General features: G+C 40.9%; 21 protein-coding genes. 9 read left to right on the forward strand and 12 right to left on the reverse strand.

Features of this window, described 5'->3' with window-relative positions; all coding sequences use genetic code 11:
• Nucleotides 1-5: 5 nt before the first annotated feature.
• The 3 genes from RZO55_RS11675 to RZO55_RS11685 are packed head-to-tail and all read right to left on the reverse strand — an operon-like array spanning nucleotide 6 to nucleotide 3,569.
• Entirely contained in the window at nucleotides 6-767 is a 762-nt protein-coding gene (locus RZO55_RS11675) for an ABC transporter ATP-binding protein (protein ID WP_318064460.1), read from the reverse strand.
• Nucleotides 748-2,382, reverse strand: a complete 1,635-nt coding sequence (locus tag RZO55_RS11680; RefSeq protein WP_318064461.1) for an efflux RND transporter periplasmic adaptor subunit — start codon at nucleotides 2,380-2,382, stop codon at nucleotides 748-750. The genes RZO55_RS11675 and RZO55_RS11680 overlap by 20 nt, the downstream gene beginning before the upstream one ends.
• 17 nt (nucleotides 2,383-2,399) lie before the next feature.
• Nucleotides 2,400-3,569, reverse strand: coding sequence for an S-layer homology domain-containing protein (locus RZO55_RS11685; protein WP_318064462.1), 1,170 nt, complete (start codon nucleotides 3,567-3,569; stop codon nucleotides 2,400-2,402).
• Between the two features lie 248 nt (nucleotides 3,570-3,817).
• Between RZO55_RS11685 and RZO55_RS11690 the strand changes: the two genes are divergently transcribed.
• The 6 genes from RZO55_RS11690 to RZO55_RS11715 all read left to right on the forward strand — a co-directional run bounded on the left by RZO55_RS11690 (nucleotide 3,818) and on the right by RZO55_RS11715 (nucleotide 9,519).
• Nucleotides 3,818-4,627: a transporter substrate-binding domain-containing protein gene (locus RZO55_RS11690; RefSeq protein ID WP_318064463.1), complete on the forward strand. Its 810-nt coding sequence runs from the start codon at nucleotides 3,818-3,820 to the stop codon at nucleotides 4,625-4,627.
• Nucleotides 4,628-4,728: 101 nt separating this feature from the next.
• Nucleotides 4,729-5,397: an amino acid ABC transporter permease gene (locus RZO55_RS11695; protein WP_318064464.1), complete on the forward strand. Its 669-nt coding sequence runs from the start codon at nucleotides 4,729-4,731 to the stop codon at nucleotides 5,395-5,397.
• A gap of 64 nt (nucleotides 5,398-5,461) precedes the next feature.
• Complete coding sequence (locus RZO55_RS11700) at nucleotides 5,462-6,127, forward strand: amino acid ABC transporter ATP-binding protein (protein WP_336624289.1); 666 nt, start codon at nucleotides 5,462-5,464, stop codon at nucleotides 6,125-6,127.
• A 21-nt stretch (nucleotides 6,128-6,148) separates the two neighbouring features.
• Nucleotides 6,149-6,733, forward strand: coding sequence for a cytidylate kinase-like family protein (locus RZO55_RS11705; RefSeq protein ID WP_318064466.1), 585 nt, complete (start codon nucleotides 6,149-6,151; stop codon nucleotides 6,731-6,733).
• A 168-nt stretch (nucleotides 6,734-6,901) separates the two neighbouring features.
• Nucleotides 6,902-7,894: a CapA family protein gene (locus RZO55_RS11710; RefSeq protein ID WP_318064467.1), complete on the forward strand. Its 993-nt coding sequence runs from the start codon at nucleotides 6,902-6,904 to the stop codon at nucleotides 7,892-7,894.
• Nucleotides 7,895-8,088: 194 nt separating this feature from the next.
• On the forward strand, nucleotides 8,089-9,519 hold the full coding sequence (locus RZO55_RS11715; RefSeq protein WP_318064468.1) for a cell wall-binding protein: 1,431 nt from the start codon (nucleotides 8,089-8,091) through the stop codon (nucleotides 9,517-9,519).
• 123 nt (nucleotides 9,520-9,642) lie between these two features.
• Here RZO55_RS11715 and RZO55_RS11720 read toward each other — a convergent pair whose 3' ends face one another.
• From RZO55_RS11720 to RZO55_RS11740, 5 genes are read right to left on the reverse strand one after another with little or no spacing between them, the layout of a single operon-like run.
• A complete protein-coding gene (locus RZO55_RS11720) occupies nucleotides 9,643-11,406 on the reverse strand; it encodes a glycoside hydrolase family 13 protein (RefSeq protein ID WP_318064469.1) in 1,764 nt (587 codons plus the stop codon).
• The gene (locus tag RZO55_RS11725) at nucleotides 11,406-12,248 is read right to left on the reverse strand and encodes a sugar ABC transporter permease (RefSeq protein ID WP_318064470.1); all 843 of its coding nucleotides are present in this window, start codon (nucleotides 12,246-12,248) and stop codon (nucleotides 11,406-11,408) included. Before RZO55_RS11725 ends, RZO55_RS11720 begins: the two co-directional genes overlap by 1 nt.
• A complete protein-coding gene (locus tag RZO55_RS11730) occupies nucleotides 12,245-13,135 on the reverse strand; it encodes a carbohydrate ABC transporter permease (RefSeq protein ID WP_318064471.1) in 891 nt (296 codons plus the stop codon). The genes RZO55_RS11725 and RZO55_RS11730 overlap by 4 nt, the downstream gene beginning before the upstream one ends.
• Before the next feature lie 20 nt (nucleotides 13,136-13,155).
• Nucleotides 13,156-14,385: an extracellular solute-binding protein gene (locus RZO55_RS11735; RefSeq protein WP_318064498.1), complete on the reverse strand. Its 1,230-nt coding sequence runs from the start codon at nucleotides 14,383-14,385 to the stop codon at nucleotides 13,156-13,158.
• A gap of 25 nt (nucleotides 14,386-14,410) precedes the next feature.
• A complete protein-coding gene (locus tag RZO55_RS11740) occupies nucleotides 14,411-16,381 on the reverse strand; it encodes an alpha-amylase family glycosyl hydrolase (protein ID WP_318064499.1) in 1,971 nt (656 codons plus the stop codon).
• A gap of 189 nt (nucleotides 16,382-16,570) precedes the next feature.
• Between RZO55_RS11740 and RZO55_RS11745 the strand changes: the two genes are divergently transcribed.
• Complete coding sequence (locus RZO55_RS11745) at nucleotides 16,571-17,611, forward strand: LacI family DNA-binding transcriptional regulator (RefSeq protein WP_318064472.1); 1,041 nt, start codon at nucleotides 16,571-16,573, stop codon at nucleotides 17,609-17,611.
• Nucleotides 17,612-17,641: 30 nt separating this feature from the next.
• On the opposite strand, the gene RZO55_RS11750 is transcribed toward RZO55_RS11745, so the two are convergent.
• The 3 genes from RZO55_RS11750 to RZO55_RS11760 are packed head-to-tail and all read right to left on the reverse strand — an operon-like array spanning nucleotide 17,642 to nucleotide 21,163.
• The gene (locus tag RZO55_RS11750; RefSeq protein ID WP_318064500.1) at nucleotides 17,642-19,918 is read right to left on the reverse strand and encodes a xanthine dehydrogenase family protein molybdopterin-binding subunit; all 2,277 of its coding nucleotides are present in this window, start codon (nucleotides 19,916-19,918) and stop codon (nucleotides 17,642-17,644) included.
• A gap of 1 nt (nucleotide 19,919) precedes the next feature.
• Nucleotides 19,920-20,387 carry a (2Fe-2S)-binding protein gene (locus RZO55_RS11755; RefSeq protein WP_318064473.1) on the reverse strand — a complete coding sequence of 156 codons (468 nt, stop codon included), beginning with the start codon at nucleotides 20,385-20,387 and terminating at the stop codon, nucleotides 19,920-19,922.
• Nucleotides 20,387-21,163, reverse strand: coding sequence for an FAD binding domain-containing protein (locus RZO55_RS11760; RefSeq protein ID WP_318064474.1), 777 nt, complete (start codon nucleotides 21,161-21,163; stop codon nucleotides 20,387-20,389). The genes RZO55_RS11755 and RZO55_RS11760 overlap by 1 nt, the downstream gene beginning before the upstream one ends.
• Before the next feature lie 202 nt (nucleotides 21,164-21,365).
• Between RZO55_RS11760 and RZO55_RS11765 the strand changes: the two genes are divergently transcribed.
• Complete coding sequence (locus tag RZO55_RS11765; RefSeq protein WP_318064475.1) at nucleotides 21,366-22,310, forward strand: glycoside hydrolase family 43 protein; 945 nt, start codon at nucleotides 21,366-21,368, stop codon at nucleotides 22,308-22,310.
• 76 nt (nucleotides 22,311-22,386) lie between these two features.
• Nucleotides 22,387-22,557 (forward strand): DUF1540 domain-containing protein, encoded by a 171-nt coding sequence (locus RZO55_RS11770; protein ID WP_318064476.1) that lies wholly within the window; start codon nucleotides 22,387-22,389, stop codon nucleotides 22,555-22,557.
• Between the two features lie 100 nt (nucleotides 22,558-22,657).
• On the opposite strand, the gene glyA is transcribed toward RZO55_RS11770, so the two are convergent.
• On the reverse strand, nucleotides 22,658-23,908 hold the full coding sequence (glyA, locus tag RZO55_RS11775) for a serine hydroxymethyltransferase (RefSeq protein ID WP_318064477.1): 1,251 nt from the start codon (nucleotides 23,906-23,908) through the stop codon (nucleotides 22,658-22,660).
• Nucleotides 23,909-23,950: the final 42 nt, after the last annotated feature.

Below are 23,950 nucleotides of genomic sequence, written 5' to 3' on the forward strand. Positions count from 1 at the left end.
CAAGCTTAAAGGATTGTCGCATAATCTCCTGCCTTTCCGTCAAAATTGATTTTTCCATCCGCAATGCGGATAATCCGTTTTGCTTCCAATGCAATCGTATTGTCATGGGTAATCATCACAATTGTATTGCCTTCCTCATTGATCTGCTTTAAAAAATCCAGAACTTCCCTGCTGGTTTTGGAATCAAGCGCTCCCGTAGGTTCATCTGCCAGAATCAGTGACGGATTTCCGGAAAGTGCCCGGGCAATGGAAACTCTTTGCTGCTGCCCTCCTGAGAGCTGCCCAGGAAGATTTCTCCATTTTTCTGCCAGCCCCACTTTCTTTAATGCCTGGTACGTACGCTCTTTTCGTTCTCCGGCCTCTACTCCTGCATAGAGAAGGGGAAGTTCCACATTTTCAGCTATATTTAACTTTGGGAGTAAATTATATTGCTGAAATATAAACCCGATCATCTCATTCCGGATACGGGCCAGCTGTTTGTCCCCCATCTTCCGTACCGGCTCTCCCCCTAAGTAATATTCCCCTTTAGACGGGACATCTAAGGCGCCTATGATATTCATAAGAGTTGATTTCCCGCTTCCCGACTTACCTACAATTGCAGCAAATTCCCCTTTTGTGATGGCAATACTTACATCGTCGTTGGCATAGATTTCCTCTCCTCCAATGTTATAGATCTTATAGATATGATCCAGCTTAATTAATTCGCAGTCCCCACAGGTTCCCAAAGTTTCTCTGCTGTCATTTCTTTTATTCCCCAGCTTCACCATCAGGCCCACCTCCCATGTCTTCCATAAGATTACCCATTGGCAATTCGGTTTCTTTCTGTGCAGCATAAACCACATCCCCTTCTGCCAGTCCGTTTTTTATTTCCACAGCTTCTGCACTGATCAGTCCGGTCTCTACCTTTACCGCCCGAAAACCTGCAGGCACATCACCCTGACTCTCCAGTGCTTTATCATCCTTTATATAAACCAGGTTTCCCCGCATTAGTGCTGCTGCCGGTATCAGAAGAACATCCTCTGCACTGCCGGTGGAAATCACTCCCTGCACATTAATACCTGGAAGCAAATCCTCTTTATTATCCAGAGTGACAATGACCGGATAGGTGCTGACCCCATTGGTTACCGTACTTTCCAGGCTTACATTGGTAACAGTCGCAGAATACGTTTTTCCAGGGTAGGCATCTGCAGTCACAGCCACTTTTTGGCCTGTTTTTACCTTATGTATATCAAGTTCATCCACCGGAAGCTTAAAAGTCAGTTGGGAAAGATCATAGATGACAGCAAGATCTGGATCAGTATTTGTATTTTTGCTTATGGTATCTCCGGTTTTATATTTTTTCGCAACAACTGTTCCGGATATTGGAGCCTTAATCGTATAATTTTCATAATTTTTTCTTGTAATATCTAATTTATTCTCTGCTGATTCTGCATTTTCTTCTGCCTGATTCATGGGATCTGTATAATTTTTCTTCAGATCATCTGCACTTATCTCTGTAATACGAAACAAGGGAGTCCCTTTTTGTACATAATCTCCTTCATTTACAAGAAGTGCTTCTACTTCAACAGAAACGGGAAGATCTGCCTCCAGAGCGCTGTTAATCTCCGGCTCGAAAGTTCCGTCTTCCGCACCGGATACCCCTCCTACGGATACACTCGCTTTTATCCCGCTGGTTAAACCTCCGGGATTTTGCACAGAAACAGTCACCCTGCGAACCAGTCTGCCTCCGGTCAGGGCAGTTTCCTGGCTGGAAACTGTTTCCACCGTTCCCTGAATCTGCTCTCCCGTGTCTGGAAGAGTGATAACTGCTGCTGCGCCTCCTGCAAAAGCGGCGGCATCTCCGGAAAGAAACGGTACCTTCAGTTTTACCACATGATCATCATAAAGATCTGCAATTTTTGTTCCGCTATCCACTTTAGAACCGGCTTTAATATATAATTCCTTAATATATCCAGATCTTTTTGCCTTGTAGGTATTACCACTGTATTTTAAAACAGCATCTTCATAAAGTTTTTTCGCCTGCTCCAGAGAGCTGTTTGCCCTGGATAATGCATTTTCAGAGCCAGACAGTTCAGAATCCATGGCAGATTTATTAATCTCATACAGGATCCGTCCCTTCTCTACCTGGTCTCCCTCCGAAAAATCGGCAGTTAAGATCTCTCCTTCCACCATAGATGTAATTTTGTATGTATTTTTTGCAGCCAAAGTTCCGGATGCCTTTAATTCAGTGACAATATTTCCCTTTGTAACGACAGCAGTATTTAACGTAATCCTGTCGTCAGGCATGCTCGTTTTTCTAATTTGCTTTATCACAATAAATCCTGCTGATATGGCAACAGCAACTGTAGCAATAAGCAGAATATTTCTTTTATTTTTATTCATAAACTCTCGCCTCATTTTCAATAGTCAATGGCATCCACTGCCGTATAGCTGGTGCCATTTTTGCTGCATACCATCACTACCTTATCTCCCACCGTCACTTTTCCATAGATCGAAAACAGATACTGCAGCTTGGAAGACTCTAAATTAATGGACAGATATCCATTGCTGTCTACATTCTCACTATTAGTTATATCGCTGTCTGAATTGCTGCTGTCAATCTCAAGGCGAATAGAGGTGGGGGTAATCACATCGGTAGATTTATAATAAATATTTTTAACTTCACCCATTATCAGAACATAAGCATTCTCACCCGTCAGAGTATCTTTATCCCAACCATCCGTGGTATAAGCCCAAATGGTTTTTGATTTGACATTATAATAGATGACTGCAAAACCGTTGGCTTTTTGAGATTGCTTCACAGCCGCTAACGTACTGGCCGCTCCGTTTAAAAAAACGTTTGCCTTTTCTGACCCAAAAGGTACAGACTGAATCACACTAAATCCCCTCCGTACCAGAAGCGGACCTTTTCTTTCATCTTTAAGAATAGAGATCGGATTGATTTCCCCATCCGAATTAAGCTCACAATTTAAGAGCTTGCCATAGATTTCACCTGTATCCTTTTTCTTTGTTTTCAGGAGATTATAAAAAAGATTTACACAGTCTGTCTGAGTCATGCACTCATTGGCTGTCCGGCTTACATTTTCATTCAGCTCCAGAAATTGAAATTTTGATATGCGGGAAGAAGTGATATCCCCTGTAAAATCCTCATCTTTATATCCCAGCAGTGAAAGCACTGCTTTTACGCCTTCTCTGTATGTAACCTTTTCTTCTGGTTTAAAGACTCCGCCGAGATAACCTGCCATCCACTCCTGAGAAGCTGCTATTTTAATATATTCAGCCATGGGATGATTTGCAGGAACATCTTTAAAAACAGAAGAATTGGATTTAGAAAGGTTCTCCCTGTAGCTGGAAGCGTTTACCAGCATTTGGGCAAATTCTCCCCTTGTCACAATCCCCATATTATTTGTAAGCTGCATAATTCCTGTTAAATTAACAACTTTATCCCGCATATTAAAATCAGAAGAACTTATATTAGCATAAGAAGTTACCGGACACAGACCGGAAATAACGACAGCTGCTGTCAAAAAGCTTCCTAAGTTACGATACAGACCATTTTTAATACTCATACAATATCTTTCTCCTTTTTTACTTGATGATTCTATTATGAGCAAAAAATCTTAATGGTTTCTAAATGGCTTCTGAACAATTCTAAAACCATAAATTACATTATGGCAAAATTTGGATAACGGCAGAAAACATAAAACGAGATTTAAAAATTGACAATATAAATTGTATTATATATAATATTTCTTATATTGTGATAAGCTAAGCTGTTATTGTTTATTAAAAAATGAAATAATAGAGGAGATTAATTATGAAAAAAATGTTGGCTTTGGTTTTATGTACACTTTTATCCAGTGCTGTATTATTGACTGGCTGCGGTTCCCAGGAGAAGGCGGATACTGCTAAAGAAACTACTTTACAGGCAGATGGCGGCTCATCTAATGACAAAACCTGGATTATTGCTACGGACACTGTATTTAAACCATTTGAATATACCAATGAAAAGAACGAATTTGTTGGTATTGATGTTGATTTGCTTGCTGCTATTGCTGAAGATCAGGGATTTAAGTATGAATTACAGAGCCTTGGCTGGGATGCCGCAGTTGCTGCTGTTCAGTCAGGTCAGGCAGATGGTCTTATTGCAGGTGCCACAATTAAACAGGAACGTATTGATTCCGGCTGGATTTTCTCCGAAGGATATTATAATGCCTCCCAGACCTTTGTAGTGGGCAAGGGAAGCGACATTAAGACCTTTGAAGATCTGAAAGGTAAAAATGTTGCAGTTAAAAACGCTACAGCTGGTGCCGATTTTGCAAACAGCCTGAAAGACAAGTATGGATTTACAGTAACTGTTTTTGATGATTCACCAACCATGTATCAGGATGTAATACTGGGAAACAGCGCAGCATGTGTGGAAGATTTACCGATTATGAAAGCTTCTATTAAAGAAGGCGGACTTGATCTTATGATTCCGGAAGGTATGGAAAGTGAAGGCGCTCCTTACGGATTTGCTATTCTGAATAAAGATAAGCAGGAATTACTGGATATGTTTAATGCAGGACTTGCAAATATTAAAGCAAATGGAAAATACGAAGAAATTATCGATAAATATTTAAAATAGCTATAAATATACGAAAGTTGATTACGAACGTGAGAGACTGTAACAGGAATCTCACGTTCTTGTTATCATCCTATATAAAATAAAAATACGGAGGTTAAGTTATGATTACGATCATTCAAACCTATGGCTCCATGCTGCTTCAGGCATTGGGCAAAACGTTACTTCTTACGTTGTTATCATTGGTTTTCGCCATGGTAATCGGATTGGTTTTTTCATTGATGAACGTTGGGAAAAATCGCTTTTTTAATTTTATCGGGATTGCATATGTTGATGGGGTTCGTGGTGTTCCGCTGATTGTTCTGGCCTATTTTATATATTTTGGTATCCCCACCGGAATAAAAATGATGGGAATACAGGATTTCAGACTGACCGCTCTTCAGGCGGGTACGATCGCTCTTGCCATGAATTGCGGTGCTTATATGGCTGAGATAATCCGTGCAGGTATTGAAAGTGTTGATAAGGGACAGATGGAAGCCAGCAGAAGTCTTGGTTTAAACTATGCGAAAAGTATGCGGCTGGTGGTGCTGCCACAGGCCGTCCGCACAATGATCCCGTCTATTATCAATCAGTTCATCATTACATTAAAAGACACCTCTATTCTTTCTGTTATTGGATTCCCGGAGCTTACTAATATGGGAAAAACAATTAGTGGAAATACATTAAAGAGTCTGCAAACCTGGGCAATTGTAGGTATCATGTATATGGTTGTAATTATTACTCTCAGTAAAGTTGCAAAGAGGATTGAAAGGAGGGTTAACCGTGGAAGATAGAACGATTAAAATTCATGTTGAGAATTTAAAGAAAAATTTTGGTTCATTAGAAGTACTGAAAGACATGAGTATTGATATTTTAGAAGGAGAAGTGGTTGTTTTACTAGGGCCTTCCGGAAGCGGTAAGTCTACTTTTCTCCGGTGTCTTAATCAGCTTGAGGAAGCCACCGCCGGCATCATCGTCGTAGATGGTATGAATATTACAGATAAACATACCGATATCAATAAAGTACGTGAAAATATTGGTATGGTGTTCCAGCACTTCAATCTTTTTCCTCATAAAACTGTTTTAGAGAATATCATGCTTGCTCCGGTAGAACTAAAGCTTATGACTAAGGCAGAGGCGAAAGAAAAGGGCATGCAATTATTGAACCGTGTAGGACTGAATACAAAAGCAGATGCCTATCCATCCCAGCTTTCCGGAGGACAAAAGCAGCGTATCGCAATTGCAAGATCATTGGCCATGAATCCTGACATTATGCTTTTTGATGAACCCACCTCTGCACTGGACCCTGAAATGGTGGGCGAAGTACTGGCTGTTATGAAAGAGCTTGCATCAGAAGGTATGACCATGGTTGTAGTAACACATGAAATAGGTTTTGCAAAAGAAGTGGCAGACCGAATTGTGTTCATGGACGATGGTTATATCGTAGAGCAGGGTTCAGCCCAGGAAGTTATTATGAACCCGAAAGAAAACAGAACCATCGATTTTCTAAATAAAGTGTTATAGTCTGTTTTGGAGGAGTAACCTATGAAAAAGATTATTACAATCAGTCGTGAGTTTGGTGCTGGCGGAGGAGAAATCGGAAGAAAAGTAGCCAGTATTATGAACTATGAATTTTATGATAAAGAATTAATTCTAAAAGCTGCAAGAGAATCCAATATAGATGTTGAAAGTTTATTGAAATGGGATGATAAGATTCCGGTCAACTTCGGGTTTGCCCAGAGCCTTTTTGATTTTTACAATAAGCCTCTGAGTGAAAAACTTTTTAATGCCCAGAGTCATATTATTAAAGAAGTAGCGGAAAAAGGAAATTGCGTGATTGTTGGTCGAAATGCAAATACCATACTGAAGGAATTTGATTATACGTTACACGTATTTGTACATGCAGATCCTCAATGGCGTTTCGAGCGTATGAAGGGTCAGATGCCTGTTGCATCTGAAGCTAAAACAAAAGAGCAAATTTCTATTATTGATAAAATGAGAAGAAAAAATTGTGCTTATTATACTAATACAGAATTTGGCGGAGCTGATTATTATGATATCAGTTTAAATACATCTAAATTAGGGATCGATACCTGTGTAGAGACCATCTGTAATTTAGCAAAGCAGTAAATGGGAACATTTAATAGACAAGGTGTAAATTATTCTGTCCTGGAATAATTTACACCTTATTTATATTATAAGCTTCCAATAGCTCTTGCTAACTACCACAATATAGTATAACGTTATATGGAACATATCTCACAGATTATAAAGAAAGGAAACGTGTGATAAAATACTATGAACAGGAATAAATTTTTTATTCTCGCCGTCATCCTTATGCTGCTGACCGGCTGTGAAAGATCCGCCGCCCTCCCGCTTCCCTCAAACTATGTAACCGGGCAAGATAAGGCTTCCTCACCTACCCAGCCTCCAGCTGTTCCACAGGAAACAAGGGCTGATGCGGACAGGCTTCCGGAAGGAATCAGCGATGATTTTATGGCTTTTATAAAATCCGAATATGGAACCGATGTCTATGAAAAACTCATAGCCTCTTTTGAATCCGACTCCAACGGGAGCGAACTCTGGCATAAACTGACCGGATGTTCACTTCTTGTATTAAAGGACCTCTATTCGGGTGTTCTTAGCACCCCTGACACCGCACGCTCCCACCGCATCTGGCTGAAAGTTTCTTCAGATCCCAATCAGGTGGTATTATCCTTTGCCGGAGATTTAAGTTTTGCAGATGGATACGCCAACATGTCCGCATACCACACAAGAGGCGGCATTGATTCCTGTATTCTCCCCAATGTAAAAGCCCGGATGTCTGCCGCAGATATCATGATGATAAACAATGAATTCTGTTACAGCAGAAGGGGATATCCGTTGCCGGGAAAGGCTTTTACGTTCCGGGCGGATCCCGCCATGGTACAAAATTTACATACCCTGTCAGTAGATCTGGTATCTCTGGCTAATAACCACGTTTACGATTACGGACCGGATGCTCTGCTTGATACACTTGACACCTTATCTGCTGCTGGTATCATTCCCATTGTATACAGCCTCGGCAATTTCTGGTTCAACAGCAAAACGATTCCTACCGGACTAGTGGAAGCAACGGTCACTCCCTATGGACTTAATAAACTGCAGTTTATCCCATGTATTCAGAAAAATTGCACCACTGATCTGATTGTCTCCCCTGATAAAAAGCAGAGTGCCATACAGTTTATACAGCAGCTCTCTCCGTCTGTTATCATCAATGGGGAGGGAATTATACATACTCTATTAAACTAAAATAAGAAATTATTACGATTTTTTTAACAATTCGTTATTTTCTTACGGAATCTTACGCCTTTTTAACATTCCTTGACCCTGTACCTACTCCATGGTTTAAAGTCACCTTATCAGCAGATGCAAGCTGAAATTGCCCAACAATCATAAGCGATAGCCTAATGATAGCGGGCGGGAGATATGAAAGGAGACTTTTAATGAAGAAACAGAAACTGAAATGGCTGATTCCCTGCGCTGCAGCGATCTTTACCATAGGTGCCTCCATGACATCATTTGCAGCTCAAGGTTGGGCCGAGGAAAACGGAAGCTGGGTTTACTACGATAACAACGGGGACGTAACTACAGATTCCTGGAGAAAATCCGGGGACAGCTGGTTCTACTTGGACTATGACGGCCAGCTTTCAACCAGCCAGCTTGTCGAAACAGATGGCAATTACTACTATGTAAATTCCGTAGGTGCCATGGTTACCAACGAATGGAGAGAGGTTCCTTCCGACTATGAAGAAGAGGACTCACCGGATACCTACTGGTATTATTTTGGCAGCAACGGAAGGGCTTATAAAGCACCATCTTCCGGCAGAACATCTTTTAAATCAATTAAAATTTCAAATGGGCAGAGTAATTCTTACGCATTTAATTACGAAGGAAAAATGCTGTTTGGCTGGATCGATGATTCCTCTACCCGTGTTACAGGAGATGACGCATGGAAAGAAGGCATCTATTACTGCGGCTCACCTTCTGACGGTGCCCGTGCAAATGGCTGGAGATCACTTGAAGTAATGGATGAACCTGAGAATGATGATTTCTTTGATGGTTCCTACTGGTTCTACTTCCGTTCAAACGGGAAAAAGATGACCGATACCACAAAAACCATCAACGGCAGAAAGTACCGTTTTGATGAATACGGAGCGACTCAATATGATTGGTATGAGGATGCACCAAATGCATCTGCCTCTACGGCAAGCTCATCTAACCAGTACTACAATCTTCCTGAACAATGCTGGCAGGCAAAGGGATGGTTTAAAACCGTACCAAGCGAGGAGCTTGATGAAGAGGGTTACGATGACGGCACCGAGTACTGGTTCTATGCAAGCAACAACGGTGACCTTGTAAAGAGCCGCATTAAATCTATTAACGGAATCAGATATGGTTTCAATGAAAAAGGTGAGATGCTTCACGGACTTTACAAACTCACATTCGATTCTGACAGAAACATTGAAACATATGAAGAGGTCGAAACCGAAAGTGAGCTTCCTGAAGTAGATGACGCCAGCCGGGTTTACTACTTCGGCAATTCACCGAAGGAAGGCGCTATGGAAACCGGAAAGACCAGAATTGATCTGGACGGAGAAAACTACACCTTTAACTTCCGTAAATCAGGCAGCAAAAAGGGTGAAGGATATAACGGCATCTATGACGACAGTATTTATATTCAGGGACGTCTTTTAGAAGCAGACAGATATGAAAGATACAAAGTAGTAGAATTCGAAGGAAAAGAATACTTAGTCAGCACTTCCGGACGGCTGGTTAAGAACAGAATCAACGTAAAAGACGGCGATGACAAATACTACATCACCAACAGCGATGGTACTATTAAAGATTCCGGTTATGACAAATTAAGCAGATAAACTAAAAACATGCTGAATAAAGCTTATCTGCTACAGTAACTGTAAAGAGGACAATCAAAAATACTTTCTGATGGGGCTGCCGCACTAATTACTTAGTGCGGCAGTCATTTTTATACTGCAAGGTTACTTCCCTTTTAAATATATTTTATATCCCATTGTTTCAAGAAACTCTTTATCACCTGAGGAAGCAAGAATCATTTTTCCAGCCTCCTTATCCCACTTCTGACTGATTTCTGATATATTCAGACTTACGAATAATCTTCCTTTACTCCCTTCTCTCACGAAAGAGAGTACTTGTTCATTCGTATCATCCCATAACAATTCATAGGAAGTATTATTCTCTATATATTCCTTCCTGATCTCTATCATATTTTGCACGAATTTACACAATGACGGATTTTTACCCCATACCATGGGATTCCTGTACTCACTTTCTTTTATTCCTCCTATTGCCTGTTCGTCCCCGTAGAATAAACTGGGAACTCCCGGAAACAGCATTAGTAAAATACAGGCCAGCCGCCATTTTCTTTCATCTCCCTTGCAAAGCGATAAAAATCTGGGTACATCGTGGCTATCCAAAAGATTCAGCTGTCCGTTCACAAGGTTGGTAGGATATCGCAGTCTCATACGTTCCAGCTGCTTTGCAGCAGTTAACGCATTTTTATGATCACCGATTATATAATCACGGCAAATTCTCCGGAATTCATAATTCATTGTTGAATCAAAGGCATCTCCCCGAAGCCAGCTTTCAGAATTCTCCCACACTTCACCAATAAGTATTGCTTCCTTATTCTCTTTTTTCACTGCCTCCCGGAACTTTCTCCAAAAATTACGGTCAATTTCATTTGCTACATCCAATCGCCACCCGTCCACTTTGTAATTACGTATCCAATACGCACCAACGTCTGCGAAATATTTTTGTACCTCTTCATTGGAAGTGTTTAGTTTTGGCATTCTGGCTTCATAAGCAAAGCAGGCATAATCTGGCTTCTCCTTTTCTGACTGAGGTCTGCGGACAGGAATATTTAATTTATAAAACCAGTTAATATACTTTGATTCCTCCCCCTTTTTCATTACATCTTTAAAAGCAAAAAACTCCCAGCTGGAATGGTTAAATACTCCATCCAGAATGATCCTCATCTCCCGCTTGTGAATTTCTTCCACTAAGTGCTTCAATTCCTCATTGGTTCCAAAACACGGATCAATATGATAGTAATCAATCGTATCATACTTGTGGTATTCCCCTGCTGTAAATATGGGATTAAGATAAATACAGTTAAAACCAAGTGTCTGAATATAATCCAGATTTTCTAAAATTCCTCTCAGCGTACCTCCTAATCTGGATTTACATACCTTTCCATTTTCTAAAACCACATTCTTTGGATTTAAAGGGGAGGTATATTTTCCACATGCAAAACTATCCGGAAATATATTATACACAACTGCCTTTTTAAACCAATCCGGGACATCTGGTATCTCATCTTTTAATATGTAAGGGTATTGATAATACTCACTTCTCTCTTCCATCATATTTTGATCTAAAAAAGTAAACGCAAGCTCATTCGTAAAGCGGTCAGAGTAATAATAGGTCCATTCTACCTCATTTTGCAGCTTAAAATAATAACAGACCCGCAAAAAAGGCGTTTCAAATGTTGCTTCATAATAGTCAAATAATTCATCCCTTGCTTTTATTTCCATTTTAATTTCTTTAAAAACCACTGGTGTGTCCGCACATGCCCGATCACCATAATATAAAGTACAGGCAGAAACATTGCCCCTTTGTGTACGTATTCTTATTGTTAATCTATTTTCAGAATTGGCAAATGCATAATTTGATAAAGGAATATGCAAAACTGCCTCACGATTTAATCTCATATTACTCTTCATTATCCTTTCACTCCTCCGGTTATCAGCCCTGATACCATATATTTTTGTATGGAAAAAAACAGGATCAGAATAGGTACTGAAACTAAGATTGCAGCTGCTGAAAATAAGGACCAGTTTCTGCTATAGTCATTGGCCTGAAGCTGATAAAGCCCGCCTGCAAGATTGTAATTTTCCTCATTCATTAAAAAGGTAGTTGCAAATAAGTACTCATTCCATACAAAAATCAAAACCATAACTGCAGTTACGATAATGGCAGGTCTGGCAAGGGGCAATATAATTCTCCAGATGATCTGCCCCGAGCCTGCGCCATCAATTCTTGCAGATTCCTCAATTTCTATTGGAATAGTATCAAAATAGCCTTTCATATTCCAAATACTGAATATACACATGCTTCCTGCATAAATCAGGATTAATCCTATGTAATTATTTAGAAGGTTCATGTTTTTAAATAATCTGAAAATGGCAAACATCGATAAGATTTGCGGAAATGCATTTAGCAATAATAAAAGCTTTAACATCTCATTTCTTCCCCGAAAACGAAAACGTGAAAATGCATACGATGCTGTCACCGAAGTACTCATTGCAAGTATCATTGTTCCCAGACTAAGAACCACAGAATTTTTAAACCATATAAGAAAAGGCTCCTCTACAAGAATGGCTTTGTAATTTTTCAGTGTGGGATTCTCAGGAAGCAGGAATCCGCTTCCAAATGCAGAGCTTCCCTTGCTTATTGAAAGCAGAAATGCATATAAAATAGGAATTAATGTAATAAAACACAGCATTATAAAAAATATATTCAGGATACTTAAACGTACGATACGATTTGTTGTTTTTTTGTTCATTCGCTTTCCTCCCGAATACCACGATTGACAAATATAGAAAAAAATATAATGAATCCAAATATCACAATGGAAACGGCAGATGAAAGCCCATAATTATTTGATACAAACGCGTTTTGGTGTGCATATGTAATAACAGTCTGAAGAGTAGAACCTGTAAGAGAACCTTTTTGCATTGTCAATAAATAGATAATATCAAACTGCTTAAAGGTAGTAAATGTTGTCATAATGATTGAGGGTGCTAAAACAGGTCTGATCAGTGGTATTGTAATATATAAATTTTGTGTCCACCAGCCGCCTCCATCCAATCTTGCACTTTCATAATAACTGATATCAACACTCTGCAATGCCCCGTCCATCATCATAATAAGAAATGGAAGCGCCATCCACAAATTTAATACCATACAGGAAAGAAAAGCCGGAATATTCTCTGATAAAAAATTCATACTGGAAAACCCTAACGCTGTACGTATTTTATTTAATAAACCGTACTGTGGATTGTAGATGCCTACTCTCCACAGTAAAATTGATATATAAGCGGGCATTGCCCAGGGAAACATAAGCAATGTCTTATACAGCCTTGCCAGTTTTAAGCCTTTGGCATTTAACCCCAGTGCGATGATATAGGCAGCCAGAATCTGTATTACCATATTGATTACAGTCCAAACGATTGTAGTCAATAATGCGGACATAAAACCTGAATCCAGTTTTGTTAAAGCACGTATGTAATTGCCGAATCCTATAAAATCGTAATTCGTCCAATGATACAGATTCATATTTGTAAATGAAATATATATGGTGTATATAATGGGAAAAACTACAATTAATCCAATTAATAAAATTGAGGGAATACTATATTGCCAGGGAAGAATTTTGTTTTTCTTGTTCATAAATTGCCTGCTCCTGTCAGCTATTGCATATCCGCGATAGCAGTTTCTGCTTCTTTCTGATAATCATCAGCAGCAGTATTTAAGTCTTTGCCTGATTTATTAACCGCTGCAAGAAGTGATTCTGCTGGTCCCCACATTACGCTCATCTGAGGAATATTTGGCATTGGCTGGGCAATATCAGCAGTTCTTCTCATGGCTGCTATCATCTCATCATTTGCAACAGATGATGTATTATAAGATTTTTGATTTGAAGGAGCGCATCCGGAATTCTGGGCCAGATCGATTCCAAGCTGAGGATTTACAATTTCATTCAGTACCTTTTCCACTGCATCCTTTTTCGATTTGGCTGCATGTTTCATAACACCAATTCCCTGCACGCCCGAATATGGTATCAGTGTATTACCATTTGGAAGCTTGAAATCACATAAGGATTTTATACCATAATTAATTCTGGCTTCTTTTACTCCTGATATCAGCCATGGCCCTCCAATGATTGCATCAGCTTTTCCATCCATAAAAAGAGCATTTACCGTATTATAATCCCCGTCTGCTTCTAACTGCGCAAACTTTTTATTATATTCAATTGCCTCCTTAGTCTTTATATAATTTAATCCTGGCTCAGCCTGCTCATTTAAAATAAATCCTCCAAATCCATTAATAAAGGGAGCTACATTATAAGCGGTCGAATGTTGGTTGACTAAAGCGTAAGTTCCTGCGGCGGTATCCGTATGACTTTTCATGTACGAATAGAGTTCTTCTGTGGCAGAAGGCACTTCTCCCTCCCACAAATCCTTATTATAAATAAAAAGCAGTGTTTCAAAATAGACAGGCATAAGATATTGATCATTCTTATAATTCCCCGCCTTAAGTGTCATGGGAAGCATATCCGCATAAACGTTTTTGTCGATTACATCAGTTAATGGTGCCAGAGCTCCCATCTCAACAAACATCCCAAGAGAATCATGGGCATACATATACATATCCGGACCATTTACCTCATCATTTCCATATAATTTTAACTGGTCTGTCAATCCACTCTTTTGCTCAAATTTTACTGTGATTCCATCATCAGTCAGAGCCTCATTCAGATAATTTTCCATCAACTGTATGATCGCCTTATCTCCATCATGCCAGATACGGATTGTATTCAAAGCTTCCTTATTTTTCTGCTTTGCTGCAACGCTTTGTGAGCTTCTGCTGCAACCTGTAAAAATTGATACAGCCATCACAATACACAAAACCAATACCATTTTCCTCACTTCGCATATCCTCCTTCTACCAGTCAATGCTAACTTCTCCTAGACCTGATAATGGTACCGTATAGCTGCGGTTTTCCCCGCTTTGCCATATGAGATTTCCTGCTGCATTTTTCTTAACCGCTTTAAACTCAATTTTCTGACCTGCCTGAAGATATACAGTCAAATCCCAATCAGGATAATTGGGGCATACGGCTGGCCCTGCTGCTTTGTCCGGATCCCAGTTTCCCAGTTCCACGCAGTTTCCTGAGATATAAACGTTCTGCCCCCAGTCGGTAGACGCATTGCGGATATGAATGGTCACTGGAATTGTCTCACCTGCGTCTTCATCTGCCACATATATTTTAGAAGTATCTCCTGTAAGTGTTATAGTAACTTTTCTATCTGAGGATACAGTAATCTTATCATTTGGATTCATGACATTAACCAACGTAGTTCCAGGCTTAATGGTGCTTTCGGCACGTATGGACATTGTCTGCGTATCTGTCCCTTTGGCATTATGGAACGCACAAATTAATTCCTGCCCTGCATTGTTACCGCTGTCTATTCTTCTTGAAAAAACATAGGTATGCATAGACGTCCACATTTCACGCTGTGTACCATGGCTCAAAGCTTCATATTCCCCACGAAGATCATTTAAAGTCCGGATAAGCTTATATGTATTTGTTGATGTGTTAAAATAATCCTTTAAAACATTTCCGTTACTATCTCTGGTCACCATGGACCAACGATTCCAGGTATCTGCAATCCCGTTGATACCCTGACCATTCGCATTTCCTCTATTTTGCTCCGTTCCCTGAAAGACTACCGGAATCCCTCTTGCCGTAAATATAAAGGTTAATGCATTATGGAGTTTATCAACATCACCACCTGCTTCAGTTAAGAAACGATTTCTATCATGATTGTCAATAAATGTAACCATATCGTTAAGATGTGTACCATAAAAGTGATCTTGTGCTAAAATGGATTGAATTGATATCTCTGATGTGTTATTAAAATTCTTTCCATATGCAAAATCATTTACAATAGCCTGAAACAACGGAAAATCAAGCATGCCTGTTTCAGCATTATCTCCAACCCAGTCTTTTATAAAGTCCACATCCATATCGAAATTTTCGCCAAAGGTTGCAACACCCAGATATTCCTGTAATTCATGAATATCAGAAGGTTTCATACATTTAGCCGCATCTACTCTGGCAGCGTCTGCCCCTGTATAAGTAAACCAGTTTTTGATTGAATCAAATATTGCACTCCTGGCAGCCTTATTATCAAAATCAATATCGTCCAGACCACCCAGGTCATGATCTTCCAGCATCTGCGTACTTGATGGGGTATGCGGATGCTCTATGTCAAAATTAATATCTCCTTTATTGTGATACCATAAGACATTATTAAACGGCTCCGCCGGCTGTAATTGTGTACCCTCTTTTAATCCTGTGGCATTGGTATAATGAGCATTACTTCCTATTCCCTGCAGGTAATCTCCTACGTGATTGGGTACAACATCAAAAATAACCTTAATTCCATTATCATGACAAACCTCTACCAGCTCCTTTAGCTTATCCTTGCTGGCCTGTGGATCTTTTGATCCAAAATAGCGGCTGGCACGGTTTGGATCAAATACATTATACCCATGATAGGCAGTCGGCCACTGTCTGCCATTTGCATCAGGTATTCCCCAAAGCTGTGGGTCTGAAACCGGCGAAATCCAGATAGCGGTATATCCCATATCTTTAATGTAAGAAATTTTATCTATGATTCCCTGCCAGTCACCACCATGCATATAACGAAAATCATCCTGTGAGTTTTCTGCATAGCGAAAAGCTTCACCTGTTGCGTTATTCGTCTCATCCCCATCATAAAAACGGTCAACCATAATCTGATAAACAGACTCTCCCCGAAGACTTTCGGCAGCATAAACCTTTATTTGCGGTAAGAGCGCCATTATCATACTGAAACAAAGTACAAAGCCAGAAATACGTTTTAACATCTTTTTCACTACTTTTCCCCTTTCTTCTTTACCAATGTTATGTTGTTTACTATTCTCATAAAATACTAGTATTTATAAGTAAATTATAACAATATGTTTCCATATAACAACGTTTTTTTATGTATATTGCTTGATTTTTCTAGGTAAACGTTATACTATTCTAATACAAGTCAAAGAAAGGAGAGTCCTATGTCTGTAACGATTATCGATGTTGCAAAGGAAGCCGGTGTCTCCACTGCTACTGTTTCTAAAGTACTTAACAATAAGCCTTATATTTCAGATAGCACTACCAGGCGCGTGATGGAGGTAATAAAACGTCTTAATTATCATCCAAATGCACAAGGCAGTAATTTTAAAAAGAAACGGACTGGTAACATTATCTTTCTTGCTGTTACGCAATTACATACAGCATTCCATAACCCGCATATGTTTGAAATACTGTGCGGTGCACAAAATGTAATTCGGAATGAAAACTACAATGTGCCTTTCATGGGTGTTTCTGACATATCAGATGCTTATGAATCAGTGAAGAAAATTGTAAGCTGTAATACTGCTGACGGTATTTTGGTACATGGCTCAGCCACATCAAGATTATTGATTGATTTTTTAGACAAGAACAATTTCCCGCACATTCTTATCGGAAGGCCCCCATTTGCCACTTCCTCCTGCTGGATTGATACAAACAACCGTGTATCCGGTCAAATGGCTATGGAATATCTGCAGACATGCGGCTATTTTAAAATCGCATTTATTGGAGGCCCTAAAAGCGATGAAATTTCAAGGCACCGCCTTCAGGGTTTCGTATCATATATGAATATTAATGGTCTTGCAATACAGGAAGAATTTATAAAATACGGTACATATACAAAAGAAAGCGGTTTTTCAATGATGGAAGAGCTGCTAAGTCACCCCATACTCCCCGATGCCGTTATCTGTGAAAACAATCAGATTGCTATGGGAGCGGTTCATGCAATAGAAAAACATCATTTATCAATCCCAAAGGATATGGGAATCATTACGTTTGACGACTACCCACTGTCACAGCTTATTGATCCTCCTCTGACTGTTGTGGACATCAATGTACATGAAATGGGAAAACAGGCAGCTTCCATATTATTACAGAAAATTAAAAATCCGGCTCTTCAGGTTCCATCTTTTGTAACGCTCCCTAATCTGATTATCCGCTCATCAACCCGCAGCATAAAACAGGAGCCATTGCACCATAAGTAATCGCTTATGGTGCAACAGCCCCTGCTCTGTTTATTTCTTATTTTTACTCCGGTATATCTTTTCTGCCGTAATGGGCAGCTCCCTCACTCTCGCTCCTGCCGCATTGGCAATAGCATCTGCAATGGCTGGGGATGGGGTATTAATTACAATCTCTCCAATTGATTTTGCACCAAAAGGCCCGGTCGGTTCATAGCTGCTTTCAAATTCCACCCGTATATTGCCCACATCAAGCCTGGTGGGCAGCTTATACTGCATAAATGAATTCTGTTTCATCTGGCCTTTTTCCGTATAGGTAATATCCTCGCAAAGAGCCATGCCGATTCCCTGGGCAATACCGCCTTCCGTCTGGATTCTCGCCAGATTAGGATTGATGGTTGTACCGCAGTCCACGACTGCCACATAATCCAGAAGCTCTGCCTCACCGGTTTCTATATCCACCTCGACCTCTGCCATTCCTACCATAAACGGAGGCGGTGATACGGGAGAGGTATGGGAAGCACCGGCTGAGAGCATCTTTTCATTAAAGCACATTACCTTATTGCCAATATCCTTTAACGATACTTCCAGACCGCTTTCCGGCTGCCACACTCTGGTGCCGTCAAATTCCAGTGAATTCTTATCACAGGATAAATATTCCGCTCCTTTATCCAGTATTTTATCCCGCATCTCACCACAGGCTTTCATCACTGCCATCCCGGTCAGATACATGGTGCTGGAGGCATAGGAACCGGAATCATAGGGGGATACATCCGTATCCGTTCCATGAACAACAATCTGATCCAGATCGCACTCCAGACAATCTGCCGCAACCTGTGCCAGAGTGGTATCACACCCTGTTCCCATATCAGAGGCTCCGATCATAAGTGTATAAAATCCGTCATCATTCAGGCGGAGTTCCACAGAAGCTACATCAACACCTGATATAGCAGAGCCCTGCATTGCCATGGCAACACCTACTCCCCGTACCTTTCCATTTCCCATATCTATTGCCGGATATTTCTTATCCCAGTCCATCATTTCCTTTGCCCTGGCCATACAGCGGTCCAGCGCACAGCTTTTTAGCGTTTCCCCATAGTAAGCAGGCATAATATCTCCTTCTCTTACCATGTTTAATTCCCGAATCTTTACTTTATCCATTCCTATTTTTTCCGCAAGCTCATTGATTGCAGACTCCACTGCAAATTGCCCCTGGGTGGCTCCGTATCCCCGGTAAGCACCTGCTGACATGCAGTTTGTATAAACCACATCATAAGCAAAACGGAATGCCTTTGGTGTTCTGTAAAGGGGTATGGACTTATGCCCCGATAATCCGACAGTTGTAGGTCCGTGCTCTCCATATGCCCCTGTATTGGATAAAGTATAAACATCCATTGCCTGAAGAATTCCATTCTTATCAGCTCCCACCCGGACCCGTATCTCCATCTCATGGCGGGGAGAAGAAGCGATCTGGGATTCATATCTGCTGTAAATAATCTTAGCTGCTCTTCCGGTTTTCATAGTAACGATTGCCGGATAAACCTCTGCTACTACTGTCTGCTTGGCTCCAAAACCGCCTCCGATTCTGGGCTTTATAACACGAACCCTGGATTTGGGAATATCCAGCGCATGAGCCAGGATTCTTCTCACATGAAATGTAACCTGGGTCGAAGCAACCATATTCAGTCTGCCGTATGCATCCAGATAAGAGTAAGCGCGGAAGGTTTCCATCATAGCCTGCTGATTGGCTTTTGTATGATAAACCCGGTCCACCACGTAATCACACTGATTCAGTAATCCATCCACATCACCATGGGATTCGCCTCCACTTGCACATAAGTTACGGTGGTTATCCGCTCCTACCGGGCAGAGACTTTCCCAGTTTTCCTCCGGATGAATCAATACCGTATGATCCTTTGCCTTTCTAAAATCCAGAACCGGCTTAAGAACCTCGTAATCCACTTTAATCAGGCGCAGGGCATGATCCACCGCCTCTTCTGTCTCTCCTGCCACAATTGCCGCAGCATCTCCCACAAACCGCATTCTGTCCTCTAAGATCAGCCTGTCATAAGGGCTTGGTTCGGGATACGTCTGCCCTGCCATGGTAAACCTTCTATTCGGCACATCCAGGTATGTAAGAATACAGGCGATTCCATCCACCTTTTTTGCTTTTTCTGTATCAATTCTGCGGATTAAGGCATGAGCATGGGGACTTCTTAAAACTTTTACGATCAGACAGTCTTTTGGTGCTATATCGTCCGTAAAAACAGGTTTTCCAGTCACCAATGCTTTTGAATCCTTCTTTTTGACTGAAGTATTGACGGTATGCATCTTAACATTCATTCCTGTTTACTCCTCTGCTTAAGTATTTTTTCACAGCTCGGAGCTGTCCCATATATCCGCTGCATCGGCAGAGGTTGCCGGCCAGATACTCTTTTACCTCTTCTTCATCATAAGAATCCAGTTCTTTTTCCATGGCAAGCACATTCATGATCAGTCCAGGACTGCAAAAGCCGCACTGCTCTGCCCCTTCCGCTGCAAGGTAATCGCCGAATTCCTCCGCTTCCTCCTGAACACCTTCCAGTGTTACCACCTCACAGCCATCTGCCCTTGCCGCAAGAAAAGAACAGGAAAGCCTGGAGATTCCATTAATAAGGACGGTACAAAGCCCGCAGTTTTCCGTCTCACACCCGCATTTCACACTGTAACATCCTTTTCTGCGCAGTAAGTGAAACAGTGTTTCATCCTCTGCTGTTTCCTCATAAATGAGTCTCCCGTTTAATGTAAATTCAATCTGCATTACCCTTCCTCCCGGTCCAGTGCCATGAACAGCCGTCTTATGTATACTTCTGCCAGATGCTTCCTGTATTCCCCGCTGCCTCTCATATTGGTACCATATTGAAACCGGTCTGCAGCCAGTCCTGCCAGTTCCTCAAATCCTGCTGCCTCTTTACTGCATATTTCAACAAGCTCAGCCCGCGCCGGCCTTGCTCCCACAGATACATAATAAGTTCCGTTCTTTTGAGAAACACAGCATGCAATCAGAGGAAAATCAGTTTTAGAAAGCCTGGAAGAAGTATAAGATGCTCTCCTGCCATCCTTCTTAATCCGGATATTAACAAGTATATCCCGGTTCAGTTCCTGTCTGCAAAACTCCTCAAGGGGGATAATCCCTCCCTGATAAAGTTCAACATAGCTGTCCAGTGCCAGCATACAGGTTAAGATGTCAGAAAACCCAAATCTGCCGTATATACTGCCTCCTGCCGTTGCCCCGTTACGGAACTGGACTCCTACGATGGAACGGGTGCATTCTTTAAATAAACCCGGAAAATACCGGTCAAGCCCCTTATGGACTTCCAGCTGCCGCAAAGTACACATGGCACCAATAATGAACTCATCTTCTGTCTCCTCAATTCCGTCAAGACCAAGACCGGACATATCGACAAGAGTCATTTTCACCCGGTTCTGCACCTTCAGCCACATCATTCCCGCACCGATTATGCTGCTTTTTTTCTGGTTCAGGCTATAAGCCTCTTCAAGACTTTCAGCCTTAACGTAGTTCTTAAATCTGATCACTAAATTTTCCTCCCGCATAGAACTGGATCTATCAGTAAATAACGTTTTATTAATAAGTGTAACTTATATTCAATAATATATTTATTAAAATTACCAAAAAAGTATAACATACTCTTTACAGGTTTGACAATATTATTTTCTCAATCAACAACTTGTTCCACTTCTCAGCAAGTGGTAAGATGGAAAAAAAGAGAAAGGATTAATGAAGATGCAGGGATATTTATTTGTACATTTTAAAGAAAAGACAGATCCGGATGGAGAGGCCGTTTATTTTTCTATCAGTGAAGATGGATTTCACTGGCAGGAGATCAATAATGGTCTTCCCATACTTACCAGTACCATCGGAGAACAGGGCGTACGTGATTTTACCATCTGCCGTACAAAAGAAGGGATTTATTACATACTTGCAACTGACTTGAGTCTTGCAAGAAACTTTAAGACAAAATATGAAGGCAGCTGGGACAAAATAAGCCGGGAAGGCAGCAGAAACCTGGTGCTCTGGGAATCTAAAGACTTAATTCACTGGTCCGCTCCCCGCCTCATTCAGATGGGAGATGAACCCTTTGGCTGTGTCTGGGCTCCCGATATCATCTATGATGATAAGACAGAGGAGTATCTCATCCACTGGTCCTCTTCCCACCCTTTGAATCAATACGGACCGAAAAAGATTTACTACAGCAGAACCAGGGATTTCCTAAGCTTTACCAGCCCGGAAGTCTTATATGAGAAGGATGGCAGTGATATCATTGATTCCGCTCTATACAAAGATGATAACTGTTTTTATCTCTTTGTAAAAAGCGATAAAAATCCGGCGTCTATATTACTGCTCGAATCTCAGACCATTACGGGACCATTTACCATAATTCCACAATTCAGTGAAGAAATGAAAAAACTGGAACAGGGGCAATACGAAGCCCCTACTGCAATCCGCCTGGAAGATGGCCGCTGGTGTCTGTTCCTTGATTACTATGGTACAAAGATAAAAGAAGATCAGGGATACGTTCCCTTTATAGCTGATACAATCTCCTCCGGACGCTTTATCCGGTCAGATCAATCCTTTTCTTTTCCTTACGGATTTAAACACGGCACGGTCTTTGCACTGAACCAGATAGAATACAAAAGACTGAAAAATGCTGATTTTAAATAAGAAAAATTTGGCATAATAAATCAGCAAAAAACGCTTACAATAATAGATGCAACAACCAATAAAGGAGGGTTCATCGATGTTAGTAAACGGAAAAAACGAATGTATCCAATGTACCATTGAAAATTGCGCCTATCATGCCAAAAGTGAAGACTACTGCACACTGGATAAAATCAGAGTAGGAACTCATGAGAAGAATCCTACAAAGATAGAGTGCACAGACTGCGAATCATTTAAAAACCAGGCATAAAAAGCCAGTTCTAATTTCCTCCTGACATGCAGAAAGAGATACACATTTTTTCTGCATATGAAAAAAGCTGCTGCACCCCACGTGCAGCAGCTTTCTATAATTAATTATTGTAAAGCGGATATTTATCACAGATCTTTGTTACCTCGCTTCTGATGCTATCGGCCTTATTTTCAAAGTCCGTTGCCGCAAGCCAGATGCACTCAGCAATCTTATCCATATCTTCTTCTTTCAATCCTCTTGAAGTAATAGCAGGAGTACCTACACGAACACCTGAAGTAACAAATGGACTTCTTGGGTCATTGGGCACCGCATTCTTATTCAGAGTAATAAATACTTCATCACAGCGGTTCTGGAGTTCCTTTCCGGTAACTTCCATGCCTCTTAAGTCAATCAGCATCAGATGATTGTCTGTTCCCTCCGTGAGAATATGAAATCCCTGCTTCACCAGTGCAGCAGCAAGTGCCTTGGCATTCTTAACCACCTGCTCCTGATATGTCTTAAACTCAGGCTTTAACGCTTCTCCAAAGCATACTGCCTTTCCAGCGATTACATGCTCCAGGGGACCGCCCTGGGTTCCTGGGAAAATTGCTTTGTTAAAATTAAATTTATCAGCAGCTTCCTGGTTCGCCAGAATCATACCGCCTCTGGGTCCTCTTAATGTTTTATGAGTAGTCGTTGTAACCACATCTGCATAAGGAATGGGACTCTGATGAAGTCCTGCTGCAACCAGACCTGCAATGTGAGCCATATCTACCATTAAATAGGCACCCGATTTATCTGCAACCTCTCTAAACCGCTTAAAGTCAATTGCTCTGCCATACGCACTTGCTCCCGCTACGATCAGCTTTGGTTTATGCTCCATAGCAAGCCGCTCCATCTCATCGTAATCAAGGAATCCATCATCCTTGACTCCGTAAGGAACGATATTAAAATACAGACCGGAAAAGTTTACAGGACTTCCATGAGTTAAATGACCGCCATGATTTAAGTTCATTCCCATAACTGTATCGCCTGGATTTAACATGGCAAGAAATACTGCCATATTGGCCTGGGCTCCTGAATGGGGCTGAACATTTGCATAATCACAGCCAAACAGTTTTTTGGCACGTTCGATGGCAATGCTTTCCACAACATCCACCTCTTCACATCCGCCGTAATAACGCTTTCCAGGGTATCCTTCTGCATATTTATTTGTAAGCACAGTCCCCATTGCCATCATAACCGGTTCTGAAACAATGTTCTCGGATGCGATTAATTCTAAGTTTCTTCTCTGTCGTGCGCATTCCTTTTCGATGGCTTCTCCTACTTCTTTGTCAAAGCCAGTGATAAACTTCATTACTTCATTTACCATGTCCATTCCCTCACTTTTCCTTTTGAATCGTTACTCTTTAGC

The sequence above is a fragment of the Clostridium boliviensis genome (assembly GCF_033342255.1).
Classification (GTDB): domain Bacteria; phylum Bacillota; class Clostridia; order Lachnospirales; family Lachnospiraceae; genus Lacrimispora; species Lacrimispora boliviensis.